The sequence below is a fragment of the Pseudomonas sp. GW821-FHT12A04 genome (genome assembly GCF_058807755.1).
In genome coordinates, this window is record NZ_JBXAQZ010000007.1 from 176,155 (window position 1) to 197,217 (window position 21,063).

Annotated in this window: 19 protein-coding genes; 12 read left to right on the plus strand and 7 right to left on the minus strand. The window is 59.6% G+C overall.

Annotation, left to right across the window (positions count from 1 at the left end):
* Positions 1 to 123: 123 nt before the first annotated feature.
* Positions 124 to 1,020 (plus strand): LysR substrate-binding domain-containing protein, encoded by an 897-nt coding sequence (locus AC1RS8_RS13255; RefSeq protein ID WP_489340429.1) that lies wholly within the window; start codon positions 124 to 126, stop codon positions 1,018 to 1,020.
* A 293-nt stretch (positions 1,021 to 1,313) separates the two neighbouring features.
* Here the strand turns inward: AC1RS8_RS13255 and AC1RS8_RS13260 are convergent, their stop codons facing one another.
* Both AC1RS8_RS13260 and betI read right to left on the minus strand, forming a co-directional pair.
* On the minus strand, positions 1,314 to 2,738 hold the full coding sequence (locus tag AC1RS8_RS13260) for an amidase (protein WP_489340430.1): 1,425 nt from the start codon (positions 2,736 to 2,738) through the stop codon (positions 1,314 to 1,316).
* 2 nt (positions 2,739 to 2,740) lie between these two features.
* The gene (betI, locus tag AC1RS8_RS13265) at positions 2,741 to 3,331 is read right to left on the minus strand and encodes a transcriptional regulator BetI (protein WP_057715282.1); all 591 of its coding nucleotides are present in this window, start codon (positions 3,329 to 3,331) and stop codon (positions 2,741 to 2,743) included.
* An 89-nt stretch (positions 3,332 to 3,420) separates the two neighbouring features.
* Between betI and choX the strand changes: the two genes are divergently transcribed.
* The 3 genes from choX (at position 3,421) to AC1RS8_RS13280 (ending at position 6,453) form a co-directional block, all read left to right on the plus strand.
* Positions 3,421 to 4,362: a choline ABC transporter substrate-binding protein gene (choX, locus tag AC1RS8_RS13270; protein WP_489340431.1), complete on the plus strand. Its 942-nt coding sequence runs from the start codon at positions 3,421 to 3,423 to the stop codon at positions 4,360 to 4,362.
* A 313-nt stretch (positions 4,363 to 4,675) separates the two neighbouring features.
* On the plus strand, positions 4,676 to 5,809 hold the full coding sequence (locus tag AC1RS8_RS13275; protein WP_489340432.1) for an aminotransferase class V-fold PLP-dependent enzyme: 1,134 nt from the start codon (positions 4,676 to 4,678) through the stop codon (positions 5,807 to 5,809).
* A gap of 89 nt (positions 5,810 to 5,898) precedes the next feature.
* Positions 5,899 to 6,453, plus strand: a complete 555-nt coding sequence (locus AC1RS8_RS13280; RefSeq protein ID WP_218498304.1) for a YdeI/OmpD-associated family protein — start codon at positions 5,899 to 5,901, stop codon at positions 6,451 to 6,453.
* Between the two features lie 112 nt (positions 6,454 to 6,565).
* Here AC1RS8_RS13280 and AC1RS8_RS13285 read toward each other — a convergent pair whose 3' ends face one another.
* Positions 6,566 to 7,450, minus strand: coding sequence for a serine hydrolase domain-containing protein (locus tag AC1RS8_RS13285; protein ID WP_489340433.1), 885 nt, complete (start codon positions 7,448 to 7,450; stop codon positions 6,566 to 6,568).
* 317 nt (positions 7,451 to 7,767) lie between these two features.
* Between AC1RS8_RS13285 and AC1RS8_RS13290 the strand changes: the two genes are divergently transcribed.
* The gene (locus tag AC1RS8_RS13290) at positions 7,768 to 8,532 is read left to right on the plus strand and encodes a tetratricopeptide repeat protein (protein WP_489340616.1); all 765 of its coding nucleotides are present in this window, start codon (positions 7,768 to 7,770) and stop codon (positions 8,530 to 8,532) included.
* 14 nt (positions 8,533 to 8,546) lie between these two features.
* On the opposite strand, the gene AC1RS8_RS13295 is transcribed toward AC1RS8_RS13290, so the two are convergent.
* From AC1RS8_RS13295 to AC1RS8_RS13310, 4 genes are all read right to left on the minus strand, one after another.
* A complete protein-coding gene (locus AC1RS8_RS13295) occupies positions 8,547 to 9,719 on the minus strand; it encodes a helix-turn-helix transcriptional regulator (RefSeq protein ID WP_489340434.1) in 1,173 nt (390 codons plus the stop codon).
* Between the two features lie 129 nt (positions 9,720 to 9,848).
* Complete coding sequence (gene cysN / locus AC1RS8_RS13300; RefSeq protein ID WP_489340435.1) at positions 9,849 to 11,741, minus strand: sulfate adenylyltransferase subunit CysN; 1,893 nt, start codon at positions 11,739 to 11,741, stop codon at positions 9,849 to 9,851.
* Positions 11,741 to 12,835, minus strand: coding sequence for a sulfate adenylyltransferase subunit CysD (gene cysD / locus AC1RS8_RS13305; protein ID WP_489340436.1), 1,095 nt, complete (start codon positions 12,833 to 12,835; stop codon positions 11,741 to 11,743). Before cysD ends, cysN begins: the two co-directional genes overlap by 1 nt.
* Positions 12,750 to 13,220, minus strand: coding sequence for an SRPBCC domain-containing protein (locus tag AC1RS8_RS13310; protein WP_489340437.1), 471 nt, complete (start codon positions 13,218 to 13,220; stop codon positions 12,750 to 12,752). Before AC1RS8_RS13310 ends, cysD begins: the two co-directional genes overlap by 86 nt.
* A 131-nt stretch (positions 13,221 to 13,351) precedes the next feature.
* Between AC1RS8_RS13310 and AC1RS8_RS13315 the strand changes: the two genes are divergently transcribed.
* The 7 genes from AC1RS8_RS13315 to AC1RS8_RS13345 all read left to right on the plus strand — a co-directional run bounded on the left by AC1RS8_RS13315 (position 13,352) and on the right by AC1RS8_RS13345 (position 20,783).
* Entirely contained in the window at positions 13,352 to 14,545 is a 1,194-nt protein-coding gene (locus tag AC1RS8_RS13315) for a hypothetical protein (protein WP_493162817.1), read from the plus strand.
* On the plus strand, positions 14,542 to 15,711 hold the full coding sequence (locus AC1RS8_RS13320) for a sulfotransferase family protein (RefSeq protein WP_489340439.1): 1,170 nt from the start codon (positions 14,542 to 14,544) through the stop codon (positions 15,709 to 15,711). Before AC1RS8_RS13315 ends, AC1RS8_RS13320 begins: the two co-directional genes overlap by 4 nt.
* A 32-nt stretch (positions 15,712 to 15,743) precedes the next feature.
* On the plus strand, positions 15,744 to 16,532 hold the full coding sequence (locus AC1RS8_RS13325; RefSeq protein WP_218498301.1) for an SDR family oxidoreductase: 789 nt from the start codon (positions 15,744 to 15,746) through the stop codon (positions 16,530 to 16,532).
* A 12-nt stretch (positions 16,533 to 16,544) separates the two neighbouring features.
* Positions 16,545 to 17,513, plus strand: a complete 969-nt coding sequence (locus tag AC1RS8_RS13330) for a DHH family phosphoesterase (protein WP_489340440.1) — start codon at positions 16,545 to 16,547, stop codon at positions 17,511 to 17,513.
* Positions 17,514 to 17,702: 189 nt separating this feature from the next.
* Complete coding sequence (locus AC1RS8_RS13335; protein ID WP_223502088.1) at positions 17,703 to 18,524, plus strand: ABC transporter substrate-binding protein; 822 nt, start codon at positions 17,703 to 17,705, stop codon at positions 18,522 to 18,524.
* Entirely contained in the window at positions 18,521 to 19,366 is an 846-nt protein-coding gene (locus AC1RS8_RS13340) for an amino acid ABC transporter permease (RefSeq protein WP_489340441.1), read from the plus strand. Before AC1RS8_RS13335 ends, AC1RS8_RS13340 begins: the two co-directional genes overlap by 4 nt.
* A 34-nt stretch (positions 19,367 to 19,400) precedes the next feature.
* Positions 19,401 to 20,783 carry an LLM class flavin-dependent oxidoreductase gene (locus AC1RS8_RS13345; protein ID WP_489340442.1) on the plus strand — a complete coding sequence of 461 codons (1,383 nt, stop codon included), beginning with the start codon at positions 19,401 to 19,403 and terminating at the stop codon, positions 20,781 to 20,783.
* Positions 20,784 to 21,063 lie beyond the last annotated feature (280 nt).

A 21,063-nucleotide genomic window follows, 5' to 3' on the forward strand; every position in this document is an offset into this window, starting at 1 on the left:
CAATGCCTCTAATCATTGATAGTTGTGCGTGCAGATGGGACGAGTGGAGGTCATGATGGAGAATTGCCACCGATAAAAAAAACGATTTATAGTCGTCGAAACCTGTGAGTAATCATCGTCAATATGAATTTGCCTCCTTTGGCTGCGTTTCGTTTTTTCAACGTTGCGGCCCAGACTCAAAGCTTCGTGAGAGCCGCTCAGCAGTTGCACGTCACCCATGGCGCAGTCAGCCGCCAGGTTCGATTGTTGGAGGAGGCAATAGGGGTCGAACTTTTTGATCGGCGCAACCGTGCGATCTTTCTCAACCGTGCTGGCCGCCTTCTGTACGACGTTACCGGGCCCATGTTCGAACAATTGGAAAGTGCTGTTTACCGGTTGCAGGGAGAAGTCCGTGAGGACGTACTCGTACTATCGTGTGAACCTACAATCGCAATGAAATGGCTGATCCCGCGACTGCCTGACTTCCATGCCGCTCACCCGCACCTTCAAGTCCAACTGTTGGCGGCCGGTGGTCCTATAGACTTCGCGCGCTCAGGTGCGGATCTGGCCATCCGACGTGATGATTTTCACTTGGATCAATCAATCCACAGCGTGACGATTTGTGAGGAATGGATTGGACCTGTGTGCACCCCGTCCAATAGTCCCGATAAAAGGAAATTGCAAGGAGTGCGCTTGCTACGTAGCCAGACACGCCCGTTGGCCTGGGACAACTGGCTGCGCCTTTCGGAAATGGCTATGCCTAATGCTGGCTCGGTCGACTATGAGCATTTCTATCTGTGTATTCAGGCAGCAACTGCGGGGTTGGGGATCAGTGTGGTGTCCTTTCTCATGGTTCAGGATGAACTCAGGTCCGGACAACTGATCGCACCGTTTGGCTTTATCCAGGACGGGTCGGCCTATTGCCTACTGTCACCCAGGCCTTTTGAGGAAAGTGCCAAGTGCACCGCTTTCAGGGATTGGGTCACAAAGCAGATGGGCCTATGCACAAAACAGATCAAGAGTGATTTGGGCCGAGCGTGAGTAGTGCGAGCGTCTTTTTTGCACGCGGCTACGTCACTGGGCCCTGAATCTTCTGCGCAAAACACGGATTGCAATCACAGGCGCGAACTTTTCTGCGGTGGAAACCGAAGCTGACTTTCTCTACAGAATCGACCCAAATCCGACACTCATAAAATACTCCTTCTGCTCCGAGAAGCAGCCAATCACGTCAGGCAACGATCCAATAACTGCCTGCAGGAAGTGTCTATAGAGTTTGGGTCAATTCAGCGAGCCAGCGACAACGCGCAGAAAGTCTGTCGTAGTTCAGCACATGATCATGCCTTTGCAAACAGGGTGGTTGCTAACAAGCTCCGTTCAACTTCACTTGCAAGTCTGAGGATGGTTTCCTCGTCACCAAATTTGCCAACTATCTGCATCCCGATTGGAAGGCCGTTCTCCATGATCCCGACGGGGATACTGATGGCCGGCTGGCCGGTCAAGTTGAAAACTTCGGTGAAGGGAGAAAATGCGTAAGCGTTTTTATACCACTCGTCCAGATGCCTTTCCCCTGTGGCGACAAAACCACCAATCAGTGGTGGAGCAAGCGCTACCGTTGGCGTGATGAGGACGTCGATATCGGTGAAGCTATCGGCCATGTCGTGGCTTACTTTGTTCTGGGTGGCCCGTGCATGGTGTACATCCAGTGCCGTTCTCTGAGTCGAGCATTTGTAAAACTCATAGGTAATCCATTCAACATCTTTTGCCGAGATCGGATAACCGCGAGTTTGGGCTTTGTGTTCCATCAGGGCCTCAATTTCCATCTGCCAGAATAATGCAGCAGCTGCACCGGCTTTGGTCATGTCTGGCCAATTGAACGGGCGTAATTCATGGCCGTCTTTACTTAAAAAATCCACAGCATTCAATATGGCTTTGTGGATGGTCTCATCGATACTCGAGCCATCTGGACGGGCGCAGGCAAAGGCGATTTTGAGTCGTGGCGACCTCGTCTTCAGGCATTCGAGCCAAGAGGGAGGGGCGGGGGGAGCAGCATAAGGCGCGCCTGGTTCATAGCCAGACAGGACATCCAGCAGCAATGCGCTGTCGCGGACGGTCCTGGTCAGTACATGCTCGGAATCAAGGCCACCAACAAACTCACCGACATGAGGACCTACAGGGGTGCGTCCCCTGCTTGGCTTCAGTCCAACCACACCACAAACGGAAGCCGGAACCCTGATCGACCCGCCACAGTCGGTGCCGTGTGCAACGGGCACCATGCCTGCGCCCACGGCGCAGGCGGACCCTCCACTTGATCCACCAGAAGCGTACTGCGGATTCCTGGGGTTTCGACAAGGGCCTTGCCATTCAGGCTCTGTCACAAAGTCTCCTGCAAACTCAGGTGTTTTGGTTTTCCCGAGAATGATTGCCCCGGCCTTGCGCAATCGACTCACAAACTCACTGTCGACCTGAGCGGGGGCGGCATCTTCGTACAATCGCGAACCGTGCCTGGTTGCAAAGCCTTTTACATCGATATTGGTGTCCTTTATCAGGATCGGTATACCTGCGAGTGGTCCTGCCTTGGGATCTAGCGCCGCTCGTTGCGCGCCTTCGATATCGATTGCAACGACCGCGCCCAAGGCAGGGTCCTGGATTTCAATTTCTCTGGCTGCCAGGTTGACCAGCTCCAGCGGAGTGACTTCACCGGACTTCAACCGTTGAACGAGGCCCACGGCATCAAGACTTTTAAACTCTTCAGGTGTCATTTCTACGCCTCCAGATCATAACCAAGTACGTTGTTGAGGAACTCGTAAGCCAAACGACGCGAATCATCGATCGTGTCCGGGTTGCAATCGACCGCAGCCCTCAACCATAAGCCGTCGATGAAGATCGCGATCATTTGCGCCTTGGAATGGGCTATTGCCTTGTCCATGCTTTTTGACAAGGCATGGAAAAGTAAGGAGTGGCTCCTGCGCGCAACGATGTTCTGTACCCGCTGCAGTTTGGGGGACTGCGGTACCTGGGCCCAGAAAGCGAGCCAGGCCGCGACATTGTCTCGCGTCAGGTTCAAGGCACTGACGTTCCCGTCCACAAACGCGAGAACACGCTCAGCGGGTGTTGCGGACTTTCGCAGGCGCGCAAAGATCTCGGCATTTATGCGTTTGTTCAGCTCTCTCAAGGTGGCTTCAAGCAAAGCATTCTTGTCCGAGAAATAGTGGTGGACGATGCCGTTGGCCAACCCCGCACGGGCGCTGACCTGAGCCATGCTCGTCCCCGCCATGCCTTGCTCACCAATGAGGGTGAGCGTCGCCTCAACGAGCTGCTTCCTTCTGATTTCCTGCATTCCGACCTTTGGCATGGGGGGTTCTCTTTTTTCATTGGACACTCAATGAAAAAAAAGTTATCACTAGATTCTCCAAAAAACAAGAGAACGCAAGGGGATCCGGTATGAAAAGCAGTGCTATCGGTTGTGCCGTGCTGTTGATGACATTCCAGGGGATTGCCGGCGCCGCGGACCCTGTGGGGTGTCGCGCGCCTCAGTTCGCAGAGGTGGGATGGACCGACATCACGTTGACGACGTCTTTGACCACAGCAGTATTGGAAGGACTGGGCTACGCCCCAAAAGTCATAACGTTATCGACGGGAATTGCCTACAAGGCGATGGAAGGCAAGAGTATCGACGTGTTCCTCGGAACATGGGATCCCGCATTGATCGAGGCGGCTCAGCCTTACTACAACAACAAGTCGATTCAGACAGTGCGAGTGAACCTCACGGGCGCAAAATTTACCTTGGCGGTTCCGCGATACGTCTATGAGTATGGTGTAAAAAGCTATGCTGACCTGGACACTTACAAGTCAAAGTTTGGCGGGAAAATCTATGGAGTAGAGCCAGGCGGAAACAAACCGATCCAGAACCTCATCGCGGATAACGCGTATAACCTGGGTAGCTGGAGCCTGGTTGAGTCCAGTGAGAAGGGCATGCTGACACAAGTCGGCAGGCAAATCAGAAAGAACGACTGGATTGTGTTTCTGGGCTGGGCACCTCACCCAATGAACAAGAATATTGAACTGGAATATTTGTCAGGCGGTGACAAGTACTACGGAGCAAATTTCGGCGCATCGTCGGTGCGGACCGACGTGCGTACGGGATATCTGGAGGAATGCCCTAACGTGGGCCAACTCCTGAAAAATCTGGAGTTTTCCATCGATGCCGAAAACACCATGATGGACTACGTGATCAATGGTGGCCTTGACCCACGCTCTGCGGTAAAAAAATGGCTGAGTGCCCATCCCGAATGGCTTGATAGAACGTTGCTTGATGTTCAAACAGTGGAAGGTCAACCTGGGCTCGCGGCGGTAAAGTCTTATATGGATACTGCGTCCAAATAGTCGACACTTCTCAACAAATTGAATCTCCCCGGGCTCTATAGACCGGGAGCATCCTTATCGGCGCAGCGCCTAGGCCCCATGTGCTAGGCGCGAGCGGCGTATCGATCCGGCTACCGCCCAACCGCAATGTCCAAAAATGAATTCCCCTTGGGGTTTCAAACACTTTTGAACCTTTAAGCCCCCCTTCCCACAACTCAGCAGCGACCTGCCAGCCGCTCGACAGAAGTCGCAATTCAATCCCGAGCAATCTTGTCATTTGCCAAGGCTTAGGGCAGGGTCGATACCACTGAGATCCCTGCCAAAGGAGTCACCCATGTCAAAGCTCTATCCCAGTATCGATCCCGAGGGGCTGGTCGAGTACTCAGTGGTCTACACCGACCGCTCGCTCAACCACATGTCGCAGTCATTTCAAGGCGTGATGAAGAACATTTCCAAGACCCTGAAACAGGTCTACAACGCCCAGGCTGTTGCGGTGGTGCCGGGCAGCGGCACATTCGGCATGGAAGCGGTGGCGCGACAGTTTGCCACCGACCAGCAATGCCTGGTGATACGCAACGGCTGGTTCAGTTATCGCTGGAGCCAGATCCTTGAGATGGGCAACATCCCGGCGGCCACCATGGTGCTCAAAGCCCGACCGGTCGACACGGGTCGCCAGGCTGCCTACGCTCCACCCCCTCTGGACGAAGTGCTGGCAGCCATTGCGGCGCAGAAACCGCAGATTGTCTTCGCCCCCCACGTTGAAACCTCATCAGGGATTATCCTGCCCGACGAGTACCTGCGGGCCGTCGGCGACGCGGTGCATGCGGTGGGTGGCCTGTTCGTGCTGGACTGCATCGCCTCAGGCACGATTTGGGTTGATATGCACAAATGCGCAGTCGACCTGCTGATCAGCGCACCGCAGAAAGGCTGGAGCGCCTCCCCGTGCTGCGCCCTGGTGATGCTCAGTGCTTTGGCCCTCGAGCGCATCGAACAGACGCAGAGCAGCAGCTTCGCCTGCGACCTGAAAAAGTGGCTTCAGATCATGCAGGCCTACGAACAGGGCGGACATGCCTACCATGCGACCATGCCCAGCGATTCCCTCGCGCGATTCAACGAAGTGATGAAAGAGACGCAAGCCTACGGTTTCGACAAGGTCCGCGGCGAACAACAGGCTCTGGGCGATCGGGTGCGCGCAATGTTGACCGGCAAAGGCATCAAAAGCGTGGCCGCAGCCGGCTTTCAGGCTCCTGGCGTAGTGGTGAGCTACACCGATGATGCCGACATCAAGAACGGTAAGAAATTTGCCAGCCTCGGCCTGCAGATCGCCGCCGGAGTGCCGTTGCAATGCGACGAGCCGGCCGATTTCCAGACCTTTCGCATCGGTCTGTTCGGACTCGAAAAGCTGCACAATATCGAGCGCACGGTCAGCACCCTCGAGAAGGCACTGGACGAGGTGATGGATAACTAAGCGCTCATCTCGGCGTCATCAATGTCGTATTTAAACGCTACAGTGATGTTGCCAGAAAGTAGTCAGGCGTATTAGTTGGAGGAGTGGCAATGACAATAATCGATGTGAAATCCCGATTCGAAGCAAAGCTTCTTCGTCCGGCAAAGCCCGGTAATGATACGTCCTGGGCGTTCGCAGTACTGCCAAGAGACGCGAGTGAACCGCTTCCGAGGCGGGGAAGGACGACAGTTGAAGGCACAATCAATGGGCACCATTTCCAGGCAACCCTTGAGCCCGATGGTCAGCTGAGCCATTGGCTGAAGGTAAGTAGCGAGTTACTCGACGCCGCAGGTGTGGCCGTTGGGGATATCGTTACACTCGAGCTAACCCCTGTGAAAAAGGAACCCGAGCCTGACATCCCGGCAGATTTTGAGGAAGCACTGGCAGCCACTCCTGAGGCCCGTAAAGTTTGGAATAATACAACGACCATCGCACGAGTAGACTGGATCCACTGGATTACTTCAGCCAAGCAACTCAAGACGCGCGAAAAGCGAATTGGTGATGCCTGCGATATGCTTGCAACCGGCAAGAAGCAGGTTTGCTGTTTCGACCAGTCCGGCTATTACAGTAAGGCCTTCCGTGCGCCCGAGGCAGAAAACTCTTAAATGGAATGTTCCGTTGAATACGCCTGACGATTTTTGGTTGACTGACTTCCTCAGGACGTGAAGCGGTCATCCGGCGAATCATGAGGTCGACGCCAAAAGGACTTAGCCGTCGTCAGCCACCGCGCATAACTTGCATCAGCTGTTTCACCGCGATGGCTTCGACGGCACCTTCACTGGCACCCGCTTCAAAAACAGCGCCACAAGCCGATGCGTCGCCGTCGCGGATACGGTAGACAGCAATGGCACTGCCTGGCCCGCAGCCGGTGTGCCCGCATAGGGAATGTCCGCCGTCAATCGACCCTTGCATCACACCTAAGCCATAGCCCGGAATGATCCATGGGCGCCCGGGAATCGGGGCGCCCAATGTTCGTGCTGTCTGCATTTCCTGGAGCAAGCCCGTGGAGAGCAGTTCACCGCAGAGGAGTCGATCCAGAAATAGCGCTGCTTGGGAAATTGGGCCGATCAGCAAGCCATGATAGACCCACGCGGGGTCATAATTCGAGGTGCTTCCAAGATGGGTCTTTTGTAAGTCTGCTCGCGTTTTAGCAAAGCGAACGTTCGACAGGCCCAGAGGAGTAAGTGCACGTTGAGTCACCGCATCATCAAGCGTCAGATCAGTTAGCCGTTCAATAAGCCTGCCGATGAGCAAGTAGCCAACATTCGAGTAATGCCAATCGGTTCCGGGATTGCATCGAAGTCGAGCACCGTCAAGGCGTTGCATCATTTCATCTGCCGACCAGGCTGGCTCACTGTTCGTAACAGCGGCGTGGTACTCCGCAAGTTCACCGTAATCGGCCAGGCCTGCTTCATGCCGCAGTAGCTGGCGTAACGTGAAAGGCTGATCAGAAATTGGGTCGTCCAGTCCGATGAGCCCGTCACGTACCAACGACAGGGCTGTCGCAGCCAGGACTGTTTTCGTAAAACTCCACCAGGGGGCCATCAGTTCTAACCGGTCAGGCGTTTGTGGCTGACCATTTGATACGAGTGAACTGAGCATTGGCTTCCTTGGAATGTTGAGCGGATCGACAGCTCGACAAGATATCTTATTCACTCTTCTTCGCCAGAGTGAAAAGTCAGCCGTTTGTACTGTCCTGAACGACTGCTCTTGGCCGTTTTGCGCCCTGCGTGAAGAACAGCAACAGATCGTGCCTGGATGTTGGGGGTGGTAAAAAATGGTACTGGTCGCAACGGTCGTTGCAGCAGGAACTTCAGGGTATTGGCCAGGTCAATAGCGGCCCTGTATCGCAAATGCCGAGCAGCGTTGTGGTCTGTTTTACGGCAGTGCCGTTTGAATTCAGTCGAGTCCGCCCCCTGATGCCAACCAAGAGTTTTCTGCCGGGCCTCATCCTGGTGTTCTGCGCTGTCCCGTCGCTTTGTTCGGTTGCTGCCGAACGAAGCGCGCCGGCGCGGAGTAACAGCGCATCAACCACCCTGATCGAAACCGCCTCGCGCCAGTATGAAAATGGCCAACTGGACCAGGCCGCCGCCACGCTGGAGCGTGCCCTGCATATCCAGCCGAACAATCCCGCGACGTTGCATTACCTGGGTGTGTTGCGCCTTCAGCAGGGGCAGTACCAGCAGGCTGAAACCCTGGCGGCGCGCTCGAACATACGGGTTGGTCGCAACGTCGAGCTCCGCAACCGCAACTTCCAATTGATCCAGGCGGCGCAGCAGGCCCAATCTTCGGGTACCCCACCCAATGCAAAAGAGGGCGTGGTCGCAGTACAGAAGGGGCTGGAGGAGGAGGCCCAAAGGCGTCGCGAAGCGGAAGTGGCCGTTGCTGAGCAATCCACTCCGGACACTGGGAACGACGCTGGCAACTTGGCTCGCGCAGAGGCATATCGGGGGCTGGATGCGCCGTCGGCTGGCAGAGCCGGGCCCGAAGGAAAATTACAAATGACTAATGCCGAGCCAGAGCGGGCGTACGCTGAGGTCGAGATTCCCCGCGGCCATATGCCGCGTCCGGGCAAATGCCGAATCTGGTTTCCTGATCGCCCGGCAGGGCATCAGCCCGCACCCGGCAAATGCAAGAAGCTGCGACATCGGGTTCCCCCGGGGGCCTACCTGGTGCGCGGTTGAGTTTATGCAGACAGCTACCCCAACGACGCCACGCTATTGAGCAAGGTCTTGACCAGTTGCGCCTGGCGCGTGGCGCCAGTCTTGGCGAATACACCGCGCAAGTGAGCGCGCACGGTGTTGCGCGAAACCCCGAGTGACTCGGCTGTCTCATCGAGGGTCTGGCCGTCCATGACCAGCATGGCCACTTCGGTTTCCGTGCGGGTCAGTTGGAACAGGCTACGCAGCAGGTCACGCGAGGCTTGTGGCGAGTCGGCGGGATCGCGGATGAACACCACCACTGCCGGGCGTTGGGCGCTGTTGTGGGTCTGGTAGTTCATGGCAATCGGGCGCAGCAGCAGGTTCAGCGGCATCTCACCGCTGGGCCGCGACAGGGTCAGGACTTGCAGGTCGTCGAGGCCGCGGGGGCGTTGTTTCAACACGGCCTGGATGGCCTGCTGCAGTGTGCGGTTCTCATGGTTGGCGAAGGCACAGAGCTTGTCGTGCTTGCACTCCAGACCGTCATGGCTGTCGAACAGGCGCTGGGCGGCACGGTTGCAGCGCATCATCCGGCCGTTCTCGTCGAGGATGGCCGTGCCCACCATCAGGCGGTCGATGGTTGCCGCGTAGAGCTGGCGTTCGGCATCCAGTTGATCCACCGCCGAGTGCAGGTCCACCGCCTGTTGCAGGTGCGGCAGCAACAGGCGGATCAGGTTGATCTGCGCCGGGGTGAACGCTTCGCTGGCGTGGTCGCGACAGGCGAACAGCGCGCAGTGCATGCCGGCGGCGGTGCGCATGTTGGCCACCAGCACATCGCGCAGGTCCAGGGGGTGCAGGTAGTTGCGGTAGAAATCATGGGCCAGCCAGGCCTCCGTGCCCAGCACCTGGTCGGCACTGGCCACCTGGTCCGCGGGCCAGTCGAGGAACGGGCAGATCGAATAGAAGTGTTCGCTGTAAGAGGGCTCGCCGGGCAACAGTGCGCCATGCACCGAGGCATTGACGATCAGCCCGGGGCGTTCATGGTCGGGGTTGCGCAGCACCAGGGTGAAGAAGCTGGCGGCGAATCGCTGGCGCAGAGCTTCCAGCAAACTGGCCCAGGGGGTGGGCTCCAGCGTGCCGTGGTAGACCAGCCCGAGCAGGCTGCTGAGCTCGGCAGAGGGGATGTCGATGCTGGCGTGCAGGTCCGGGCAGGTGGAAAAGGGCAGGGTCATGCACGCCTCTTTGGCTGCGTGTTGTCATGGGCGAGTATCGACCGGGGTCACGGCGGCAAAATCGTCCGTTTGGCCTAGGCACTGACGGGCGCAGCGCATGCCCAAGGGGCAGGCTGCGCCCGGTAGCTCTTACAGCGCCAGCAGGGCTTCGACTATGCGTTCGGCGGCGGCCTCGGCAGACTCGTGCCGGGTGTCGATATGGATATCCGGCGCCACTGGCGGCTGGTAGGGCGAGTCGATGCCGGTGAAGTTCTTCAGCTCACCACGCCGGGCCTTGAGGTACAGGCCCTTGGGGTCGCGCTGCTCGGCCAGGGCCAGCGGCGCATCGATGAAGATCTCGAGGAAGTTGCCGTCACCGGCCAGGCTGCGGGCCATGTCACGCTCGGCCCGGAACGGCGAGATGAACGAGACCAGGGTGATCAGTCCGGCATCGAGCATCAGCCTGGCCACCTCAGCGACCCGGCGGATATTTTCCACCCGGTCGGCTTCGGTAAAGCCCAGGTCGCGGTTCAGGCCGTGGCGCACGTTGTCGCCGTCGAGCAGATAGGTGTGCCGGCCCAGGGCATGCAGCTTGCGCTCGACCAGGTTGGCGATGGTCGATTTACCCGCGCCGGACAAACCGGTAAACCACAGCACCCGTGGCGACTGGCCCTTGAGCGCGGCGTGAGCCTCGCGGTTGACGTCGATGGCCTGCCAGTGCACGTTCTGCGCACGACGCAAGGCGAAGTGCAGCATGCCGGCACCGACCGTGCGATTGCTCAGGCGGTCGATAACGATAAAGCCCCCGGTATCGCGGTTGTCGGCATAAGCATCGAAGGCGATCGGCCGGTCCAGGTGCAGGTTGCATACGCCAATGCCGTTCAGCTCCAGGGTCTTGGCCGCCAGGTGCTCGAGGCTATTCACATCGACCCGGTGCTTGAGGTTGGCGCAGCTCATGCCGACGGTGCGGCAACCGATCTTCATCAGGTACGGGCGCCCCGGCAGCAGGGGTTGTTCGTCCATCCATACCAGGGTCGCTTCGAACTGGTCGGCCACCGCCGGCGGGGTGTCGGCCAGCGCGATCAGGTCGCCGCGGCTGATATCGATCTCGTCCTTGAGGGTCAGGGTCACGGCCTGGCCGCACAGGGCTTGCTGCTGCTCCCCGGCGCTGCCAAGGATGCCGCTGATCTCGCTCTGCTGGCCCGAGGGCAGCACCCGGATGCGCTCGCCGACGCGCACGCTGCCGGCCACGACGTTGCCGCAATAGCCACGAAAATCCAGGTTCGGCCGGTTCACCCACTGCACCGGCAGACGGAACGCCGCCTGGCTCTGCCGGTCCTGCTCCAGCGGTACGTCTTCAAGGTAGGCAAGCAGGCTCGGGCCCTGGTACCAGGGCGTGTTGGGGCTGGCCTGGAGCATGTTGTCGCCGCGCAGCGCCGACAGCGGGATGCACTGGATATCCTGCAGGCCGATCTGTGCGGCGAAGGCGCGATACTCGGCTTCGATGCGCTCGAACACCGCCTGGGAGTAGTCCACCAGGTCGAGCTTGTTGATCGCCACCACCACCTTGCGGATGCCCAGCAGCGACACCAGGTAACTGTGCCGGCGGGTCTGGGTCAGCAAGCCCTGGCGGGCGTCGATGAGGATCACCGCCAGGTCGGCGGTGGACGCGCCGGTGACCATGTTGCGGGTGTACTGTTCGTGGCCGGGGGTGTCGGCGACGATGAACTTGCGCTTGTCGGTGGCAAAGAAGCGATAAGCCACATCGATGGTGATGCCTTGCTCGCGCTCGGCGCTCAGGCCGTCGACCAGCAGGGCGAAATCCAGTTCGTCACCCTGGGTGCCGAGCTTTTTCGAGTCGGCTTCGAGCTGGCCAAGCTGGTCCTCGAATAACACCTTGGATTCATACAGCAGTCGGCCGATCAGGGTGCTCTTGCCGTCGTCGACACTGCCACAGGTGATGAAGCGCAGCAGCTGCTTGTTCTGCTGTTGTTGCAGGTAGGGCGTCAGGTCGCCATTGCGTGCGTCGGTGATTGCGTTCATCAGAAATACCCCTCTTGTTTTTTCTTCTCCATGGAGCCCGCCGAGTCGCTGTCGATCAGGCGGCCTTGGCGTTCCGAGGTGCGGCTGACCAGCATTTCGCCGATGATCGCCGGCAGGTTGTCGGCGTCACTGTCGATGGCGCCGGTCAACGGGTAGCAGCCCAGGGTGCGGAAGCGCACCTTGCGCAGTTCCGGGGTTTCTCCCGGCAGCAGCGGCAGGCGCTCGTCGTCGACCATGATCAGCGTGCCGTCACGGCGTACCACCGGGCGCTCCTTGGCGAAGTACAAGGGCACGATGGGGATCTGTTCCAGGTAGATGTATTGCCAGATATCCAGCTCGGTCCAGTTCGACAGCGGGAACACCCGCAGGCTTTCACCCTTGCGCTTGCGGGTGTTGTACAGGTGCCAGAGCTCCGGGCGCTGCTGCTTGGGGTCCCAGCGGTGCTGCTCGGAGCGCAGCGAAAACACCCGCTCCTTGGCCCGCGACTTTTCCTCGTCGCGCCGGGCGCCGCCGAACGCGGCATCGAAACCGTAGTGGTCCAGGGCCTGCTTCAGGCCCTGGGTCTTCCACACATCGGTGTGCAAGGCCGAGCCGTGGATGAAAGGGTCGATGGCCTTTTCCACGCCTTCGGGGTTGATGTGCACCAGCAGTTCCAGGCCCAGGCGTTCGGCGGTCTGGTCGCGAAAGGCGATCATTTCGCGAAACTTCCAGGTGGTGTCCACGTGCAGCAGGGGGAAGGGCGGCTTGCCCGGGGCGAAGGCTTTCATCGCCAAGTGCAGCATGACCGCGCTGTCCTTGCCGATGGAGTAGAGCATCACCGGGTTTTCACACTCGGCCACCACTTCACGGATGATCTGGATGCTTTCCGCTTCCAGCCATTGCAGATGAGTCAACATCGAATACCTCCTCGAGTTCTGCCGGGATTGGCGCCGGCTGAACACCACGGTAGGTAAAGCACCGCCGGCACTTCTTCGTCTGCTTGGACGAAGAGGCGCCGGCAGCTGCAGGTCACGCGACGGACGCGTACAGCGTCTCGGCACGGATCTTGAGGGCGTGGGCAACGGCATCGAACCCTTGTTTGACCCAAGCGCCATGATCGGTCATGACCTGGTCGGCGGTGGCGCCGAGGAACTGGTCGGTGGTGTGGTAGCGGCAACTGGCCGCGCCGGTGGGCTCGATGTGCTGCTCGCGACGGGCAGCGTCGGGATTGTCGGCGTTGGCATACATCTCCCAGGCGAGTAACCGGTGGGGTTCGAAGTCAGCCAGGTACTCGATCACGTGCAGCAGTTCACCAGGTCGTCCCGGATCGGGCAGAAACAGATTGACCGGTTCGCCCAGTCGCAAGCTGGACTCGACCTTGACGGTGTAGGGGTTCCACTGCGGATAACGCACCAGGTCGATCAGTACCGACCAGACAAATTCGGCCGGTGCGGCGATGTCCACGGTCACTGAACGGACCAGATTTTTCTCTGCGGTCATGGGTAACTCCTCTGGGGATGACTGCGCGCCACGAACTGCGGCGGGAAGTAAGCCATGGGCTCAGGCGCGATCCTCGCCGCTCACGGCGCACGGCTCCTCGTCCGTGCGGACTAGCAGGCGATTTAGTCCGCTTGGACGAAGAATCGGCAAGGGGGTGCTCCCTAAGGTCACTGGCAGCGGCGGGCTTTCCGCCAACAGAGGAGACCGACATGGTTACAGACAGGATCGATCAGGAGGTGCTCAGCGGCGAAAGCTGGAACCTCTTCTGCGAGCAACTGCGGCGCAGCGGCGAGCAAATATTGCGCGCCGAGGCTCCGGCCGATGTGCAGACCCGCGCCGAAGGATTTCGCTATCTCACGCGCTTGCTGCGCATTGCATTGGAAATGCACCTGGAATTTGCCGATCCGGACTTCCCGGGCTTCATCACTCCCTCCCATGAAACCGCGAAAATTGGCGCCGACAACCCCGATAATCTGTATAGCTATGCGCGTCTCAACGGCGCGCACGAGTATCGGGTCAGCGGCCAGCGCGGCAGTGTTGCCTACCTCAGTTTCGGTTCCCAGAAGGGGGGCTACGAAACGGATGGCAAGATGATCCAGACCGGCTTTCTCGATGCAGGCATGTTGCAGTCGGATGCCGAGGGCAACTTCGAAATCATCCTCAGCCAGCATCCACCCGGCATCGGTAACTGGCTGCGGCTCGAACCGCAGAGCAATGCCTTGATTGTCCGCCAAACCTTTCTGGACCGTAGCAGCGAGCAGCCGGCGCAACTGCGCATTGAACGCCTCAATGCCCGCCAGACACCCGAACCGCTGAATGCGCCGCGCTTGCAACAAAGCCTGCAGCGGGTGGGAAGTTTCGTCGAGAACACCGCGCGGTTATTCGCCGACTGGGCTCAGGGTTATCAGAAGCACACCAATCAACTGCCCGCCGCCGACCAGGCACTGTGCCAGTCGGTGGGGGGCGACCCGAACATTTTCTATTACCACTCCTACTGGGCTCTGGCTGATGACGAGGCATTGCTGATCGAGGTCGATCAGGTGCCTGACTGCGATTTCTGGAATGTGCAGATCAACAACTACTGGATGGAGTCGCTCGACTACCGCTACCACCGCATCTGTCTGAACAAACAGTCGGCGCAACTGGAGGCGAATGGCCGCTTGCGCATGGTCCTCTGCTGCGTTGACCCCGGTCTGGCGAACTGGCTGGAAACTGCCGGCCATCCCCATGGCACCCTCTGCCTGCGATGGGTGGGAGCAAAGCAGCCGGTGCATCCAACGACACGCGTGGTCAAACTCAATGATCTGAAGGAGCTTGTGCGATGAGTGCCAATGACTTCGCCCTGGATACCTTGCTGGCTGAAGCTTGCGCACGTGCGGGCGGCCTCGACGATTTCGGCCCCGGCGATTTTCGCCAGGGCCTGGTGGTGCTGGCTGACGCCCTGGAAAAAGAAGCGCGGCTATCCGTGTCGGGGCGCGGACTGTTGCGTGAGAAACTGTTGGCGCAACTGGTCAACCGTTTGATCATCGAGGATCACTGTCGGCGTTACCCACAAATCCTCGAGCTGGAAATCAACGACCCACTGGTGATCGTCGGCCTGCCACGTACCGGCACCACGCTGCTGCAACGCACCCTGGCGGTGGACCCGCAGTTCAGCAAGGCGCAGTGGTGGGAAACCCGCTACCCGGCGCCCCTCGACGGGGAGACCCTGGAGCAGCCGTTGCAGCGCCTCGGCCGGGCGCGTGCCGAAGTGGCGGCGATGGTCGAGTTCCTTCCGCAACTGCTGGCCATTCACCCACTGGACGCCGAGCAGCCCGACGAAGAGTTCATGCTGATGGAGCACTCGTTCCTCTGCGCCATGGACTCCTACGTCAACGTCCCCAGCTACACCGCCTGGCTCGACCGTCAGGACCAGACCCAGGTCTACCGTTACCTCAAGCGCTCCCTGCAGTTCCTGCAATGGCAGCAGGCACGCCGTGGCATCGCCCCCGGCCGGCGCTGGTTGCTCAAGAGCCCGCAGCACCTGCATACCCTGGAGCTGTTGTTCGAAGTGTTCCCCGGTGCGCAGGTGGTGCTCACCCATCGCGAACCGGCCAGGACCATTCCCTCTCTGGCCAGCTTCATCCATACCCTGTGGCAGTTGTACAGCGACCAGGCCGATGCCCAAGCCGTCGGCGAACAGTGGAACCGGCGCATGGCGCGGGCCTTGCGCCATGCCATGGCGGTGCGCGAGTGCATGCCGGCCGGGCGCTTTCTCGATGTGCAGTTCGAAGACACCCTGGCCGCGCCCCAGGCCGTGGTCGAGCGCATCTATCGCTTCGCCGGCCTTGAATGCACGGCAAAGGTTCAGGCAGAGATGGGCCAATGGTTGTCCGTCAATGGCCGGGAAAAACGCGCTGCCCATCACTACAGCCCTGATCAGTTCGGCCTCAGCGATGCGCTGCTGCAGCGTGACTACGCCGAGTACCGCGCCCGGCATCTGAGCGCCTGAGCCTGCCCCATAACAATAAGAGGATTCATCCCATGCTGCTTAAAGACAAAGTCGTGATGGTCTCGGGCGTCGGCCCCGGGCTGGGTATCAAACTGGCCCTGGAGGCCGCGCGCGAAGGGGCGCGGGCCGTGGCCATCGGCGCCCGCGACAAGGGCCGACTGCTTGAGGCGCAACAGCGCATCAAGGCGGTCGCCGGGCATTGCGAAGTGCTGTGCGTGGCCACCGATATCACCGATGTGCAGGCCTGCAATCGTTTCGCCGAAGCCACCCTCGAGCAATTCGGCCGTATCGATGCGCTGATCAACAGCGCCTTTTCCCATGGCGGTTTCCAGGCGGTGGACGAGGCGGACAACGACCCGCTGCGCGAGGCCCTGGAGGTCAACCTGCTGGGCTCGCTGAACATGAGCCGCGCGGTGCTGGCGCCAATGCGCGCGCAGGGCGCGGGGGCGATCGTCATGATCAACACCCTGGGTGTGCGCAAACCGTATCAGGGTGGCGCGGCCTATGCCGCGTCGAAAAGCGCGCTGGCGGCCAGTGTGCGCTACCTGGCCAGCGAGCAGGCGGCCCACGGTTTGCGGGTCAACGCTCTGGCCTGTGGCTGGATGTGGGGCGAGCCGGTGCAGGCCCTGGTACGACAGAGTGCTGTCGCCCGGGGTGTCAGCGAAGAACAGGTGCGCGCCGAGTTCAGTGCCGGCATCCCTGGCGGACGCATGCGCAGCGACGAGGAGTGCGCCCGCGCTGCGTTGTTTCTGGCATCGGACTACGCCAGTGCGATCAATGGCGCGCAGCTCGATGCCAACGGCGGCGAAGTCATGTACTGAGGAGCAGGGCAGATGAACACAATCGATCACTGCGCTTTCAACGGCGATGCCGACGGTCTGTGCGCCCTGCAGCAGTTGCGCCTGGCGGGTGAACTGGATCCGCAGGTGCGCCTGGTCAGCGGGGTCAAGCGCGACATCGAGTTGTTGCGTCGGGTCCAGGCCGGGCCCGGCGAGCGGGTCACGGTGCTGGACGTGGCCCACGAGCAGAACCGCGAGGCCACCCGGCGCCTGCTCGACGCCGGCGCCCGGGTACGCTACTTCGACCACCACTTTGCCGGTGAACTGCCGCAGCATCCGGCATTCGAATCCTTCATCGACACGGCCGCCCAGGTGTGTACCAGCCTGCTGGTCAACACCTACCTGGACGGGCGTCATCACCGCTGGGCGGTGGCGGCTGCCTTTGGTGACGGCCTGGCCGGCCCGGCCCGGGTGCTGGCGGCGCAGCATGGCCTGGCCAGCAACGAGGTGCACGCCCTGGAGGAACTGGGCCTGCTGCTCAACTACAACGCCTATGGCGACAGCCTGTCGGACTTGCACTTCGAGCCGCTGGCGCTGGCCGCCGAGCTGCTGCCTTACCACGACCCGCTGGACTTCATCCGCCACAGCACAAGCTTCACCACTCTGCGCACCGGCCACGCCGCCGACATGGCTGCAGCCGCAGGCCTTGAACCCTGGCACGAGGGCCGGGGCGCGCAGCTGTACCGCCTGCCCGCGCAACCCTGGGCGCGGCGGGTCAGTGGTGTGCTGGCCAACCAACTGGCGGCCGGTGCGCCACGTAAGGCGATCGGCTTGCTCAGCGCCAGGGCGGACGGTGACTGGGCGTTCAGCCTGCGGGTACCGGAAGAGGCCGGGCTGACGGCGGATGCCTTCTGCCGGCAGTTTCCCACGGGGGGCGGGCGCAAGCGTGCTGCCGGGATCAACCGTCTGGCCGACGCGCAATTGAAGGAAGTCGCCGCACGCCTGCTCGATTGCTATCGCTGAGCAAAGGGCAACGCCCGGACCGGATCTGTCGGGGTGTTGCTTGCCACCAAGAGTCAGCGGTTCAAGCACCTGAACCGCTTCATCCAATATAGCTTGAACGCAGTCTTATATTCCATAAAGCTAGTACAAACTATTTTTATAGTGCGTTTTAATCTATTCAGTTTCTTGAATCGATTGGAGCACTTGTCTGTGAAAACTAAGGCGCTTTTACCTTTTGGCTTGGCATTACTGGCTACCTGCTCGACGGCTTTGGCGGGCCCCACTCTGGATCGCATAACCAGGAGCGGGGAGCTGACCGGCGTTCTGATGGAAAGCTATCCGCCATTCTCCTTTCTCAATGAACAGAACCAACTGGACGGGTTTGACGTCGATGTCGCCAAGGCCGTTGCGCAACGGCTAGGGGTGAAGCTGAAGCTGCAGACACCGTCTTGGGATGTCATCGCTGCCGGCCGCTGGAACGGACGATATGACATCTGCGTCTGCTCGATGACCCCGAGCAAGGCACGGGCCGAAGTGTTCGACTTTCCGGTGGCGTATTACCAGTCACCGGCCGTGATCGTGGTCAATGCCAAAGACAAGAACATTGTCACGGGCAAGGATCTGTCAGGTAAAAAAGTCGGCGTGATCAGTGCGTCGACCTATGAAGCCTATTTGAACAAGGATCTGGTGATTGAGGGCGCCGAGGACAAGCCGTTGAGCTATCCATTCGAAAGCGTCCAGATCGCGCCATACGACAACGAAACGGTAGCTTTCCAGGATCTGGCCTTGGGCACGGGCGTGCGCCTGGATGCCATGGTCACCAACCTCATCACTGCTCGCGAACGCATCGCCCAGGATCCTCGCTTTAAAATTGCCGGCGACACGCTGTATGCGGAGCCCAACGTGGTAGCGATAGAAAAGGGTGATCCGCAATGGAATGCCAAAGTCACTGAGGTCGTGACCCAGCTCAAGGCCGACGGCACATTAAGCAAGATTTCACAGAAGTGGATCGGTGCCGATATCAGCCAATGACAGCCCTCAATCCACACCCGGCCAAGACGGCTGTCGCCCCTGAAACCGAGACGCGTCGTTTCAGCCCGATACCTGGTTTTCGCACTCGCCTGTATTTGACCTGGGCAGTGCTGTTTGGCCTGTGCGTCATGTTTTTCATGAGCTTCGATCTGAAGTTCTCGATCATTGTGCAGAAGCTGCCCAATCTGGTCGGCCTGCATTTGGGGCCTGACGGTTTCTTGCAAGGCGCCGCGCTGACACTGTTCCTGTGCTTGTGTTCGATCTGGCTTTCGTTGCTCCTTGGCTTCGTGACGGCACTGGCGCGCCTGTCTCGCAGTGCAGTGGCTTTCGGCGTTGCCAGTTTCTATGCGTCTTTCTTTCGCGGTACTCCACTGTTGATCCAGATCCTGCTGATCTACCTGGGTCTGCCGCAGTTGGGTGTCGTGCCGGGCGCCATCAGCGCGGGAATCATTGCGCTGTCGCTCAATTACGGTGCCTACCTCAGTGAGATTTTTCGTGCCGGCATCATGGCTGTAGCACCCGGACAGCGCGAAGCGGCGATGGCTCTGGGGCTGGGGCCGGCGGCAACGTTCCTGCACATCGTCCTGCCGCAAGCCATGCGCACGATCATTCCCCCGACAACCAGTCAGTTCATTTCAATGCTCAAGGACTCATCGTTGATATCGGTGATGGGTGTCTGGGAAGTGATGTTCCTGGCGCAGTCGTACGGTCGCTCGTCTTACCGCTACATCGAAATGCTCACCACCGCAGCCGTTATCTATTGGCTCCTGTCCATTGGACTGGAGTTGATACAGAACCGTCTTGAACGCCACTACGGCAAAGGTTTCAAGCATCAGCGCTGACCCGTCCGTTAAATGACTTTTTACAGGTACTACGATGTCCGATCCAAAACCTCTGTTGTTTGCGTTATACGAGCAAGCCAGTGTCGGCTGTGGCGGCGCGCCGAGCCTCTGGACGCACCCGGCTGACCAGCGACTGACCATCAACTCGCTGGGCTACTGGTCGAACCTGGCACGCATCGCCGACCAGGCTCATCTCGACATGTTGTTTTTTGGTGATGTGCTGGGTTTCTACGATGTGTTTGGCGGTAATGCCGACGCGGCCATGAAGTGGGCGGTGGAAGCACCGGCCAACGACCCGTTGATGATCATCCCGGCATTGGCCGCCGTGACGGAAAACCTCGCCTTCGGCGTCACTGTCACCACCAGTTACGAGCATCCTTTCACCCACGCCCGGCGCTTCAGCACGCTGGACCACCTGACCAATGGCCGGGTCGGCTGGAACATCGTCACCTCCTACTTGACCAGCGCCGCTCGCAACTTCGGCCTGGAGCAGATGATCAAGCACGATGATCGCTATGAACGCGCAGATGAATTTCTCGATGTGGTCTACAAACTCTGGGAAGGCAGCTGGGCAAACGATGCCGTGGTTGCCGACAAGTCTCGCCAGGTGTATGCCAAGGGCGATCGCGTGCGACCGATCAATCATGTTGGCGAGCATTACCGGGTGGCCGGGCCGCATTTGACGTCCCCGTCACCGCAACGCACACCCTTGCTGATCCAGGCCGGTTGGTCAGGCCGCGGCCGCGAGTTTGCGGCCAAGCACGCTGAACTGATTTTCATCGCCAAGTCCAACCCGCTGGAGATTCGCCAGGGATTGGAAGATATATGGACGCAGGCCAGGGCACGGGGGCGTCACGCCGGGGATGTCAAATCACTGACGGTACTTCGCATCGTCACAGCCAGGACCGAGATCGAAGCCCAACGCAAATATGACGAACTGCAAAGCAACTATCACTTGCAGGCGCAACTGGTGAGTTATGCCGGTGATACCGGTATCGACATCAGCCGCTACGCGGACAGCGACGCGTTGTCCACTCACACCGAAGGCATGACTTCCTATGTGATGCGCCCTGATGGCAGTGGCAAGCCCTTGACCGCCGGCGATGTCAAACAGCGCTTTGCCAATGTCACCCGGGGCAGTGATCTGATTCTGGTGGGAACGCCGCAACAAGTGGCCGATCGGATCGAAGAGCACGCCCGTATTTCCGGCACCAGCGGCTACATGCTCAACCCGCTGATCAGCCCGGGCAGCCTTGAGGACTTCGTTGAACTGATCATTCCTGAACTGCAAAAACGCGGCTTGTATCGTACCCAGCCACAGAGCGGTACTTTCCGTTCGCGGTTACGGGACGATGGCGCCAGCCATTTACCGGACTCTGCCTACGGCGCCTCATTCCGCTTTGATAAAGGTTTTTAGGGCGCGACAGTCCTGAAAAAAAAGCGGCTCTCCAGAGGCTAATGCCAGTCAGCTAATCCCGGGACACTGTGGGAGCGGGCTTGCCCGCGAAGAGGCCGGCACATCCAACAGAGATACTGGCTGACCCACCGCTATCGCGAGCAAGCCCGCTCCCGCAGTATTGATCTTCAGTGAACACCAATCCTGCGGCTGGCCACAATCCCTGTGGGAGCGGGCTTGCCCGCGAAGAGGCCGGCACATCCAACAGAGATACTGGCTGACCCACCGCTATCGCGAGCAA

Bases quoted from the DNA above. Each gene is read 5' to 3' on its own strand.
- AC1RS8_RS13255 (WP_489340429.1), top strand. From the start codon at position 124: ATGAATTTGCCTCCTTTGGCTGCGTTTCGTTTTTTCAACGTTGCGGCC.
- AC1RS8_RS13260 (WP_489340430.1), bottom strand. From the start codon at position 2,738: ATGACACCTGAAGAGTTTAAAAGTCTTGATGCCGTGGGCCTCGTTCAA.
- betI (WP_057715282.1), bottom strand. From the start codon at position 3,331: ATGCCAAAGGTCGGAATGCAGGAAATCAGAAGGAAGCAGCTCGTTGAG.
- choX (WP_489340431.1), top strand. From the start codon at position 3,421: ATGAAAAGCAGTGCTATCGGTTGTGCCGTGCTGTTGATGACATTCCAG.
- AC1RS8_RS13275 (WP_489340432.1), top strand. From the start codon at position 4,676: ATGTCAAAGCTCTATCCCAGTATCGATCCCGAGGGGCTGGTCGAGTAC.
- AC1RS8_RS13280 (WP_218498304.1), top strand. From the start codon at position 5,899: ATGACAATAATCGATGTGAAATCCCGATTCGAAGCAAAGCTTCTTCGT.
- AC1RS8_RS13285 (WP_489340433.1), bottom strand. From the start codon at position 7,450: ATGCTCAGTTCACTCGTATCAAATGGTCAGCCACAAACGCCTGACCGG.
- AC1RS8_RS13290 (WP_489340616.1), top strand. From the start codon at position 7,768: ATGCCAACCAAGAGTTTTCTGCCGGGCCTCATCCTGGTGTTCTGCGCT.
- AC1RS8_RS13295 (WP_489340434.1), bottom strand. From the start codon at position 9,719: ATGACCCTGCCCTTTTCCACCTGCCCGGACCTGCACGCCAGCATCGAC.
- cysN (WP_489340435.1), bottom strand. From the start codon at position 11,741: ATGAACGCAATCACCGACGCACGCAATGGCGACCTGACGCCCTACCTG.
- cysD (WP_489340436.1), bottom strand. From the start codon at position 12,835: ATGGCGCTTGGGTCAAACAAGGGTTCGATGCCGTTGCCCACGCCCTCA.
- AC1RS8_RS13310 (WP_489340437.1), bottom strand. From the start codon at position 13,220: ATGACCGCAGAGAAAAATCTGGTCCGTTCAGTGACCGTGGACATCGCC.
- AC1RS8_RS13320 (WP_489340439.1), top strand. From the start codon at position 14,542: ATGAGTGCCAATGACTTCGCCCTGGATACCTTGCTGGCTGAAGCTTGC.
- AC1RS8_RS13325 (WP_218498301.1), top strand. From the start codon at position 15,744: ATGCTGCTTAAAGACAAAGTCGTGATGGTCTCGGGCGTCGGCCCCGGG.
- AC1RS8_RS13330 (WP_489340440.1), top strand. From the start codon at position 16,545: ATGAACACAATCGATCACTGCGCTTTCAACGGCGATGCCGACGGTCTG.
- AC1RS8_RS13340 (WP_489340441.1), top strand. From the start codon at position 18,521: ATGACAGCCCTCAATCCACACCCGGCCAAGACGGCTGTCGCCCCTGAA.
- AC1RS8_RS13345 (WP_489340442.1), top strand. From the start codon at position 19,401: ATGTCCGATCCAAAACCTCTGTTGTTTGCGTTATACGAGCAAGCCAGT.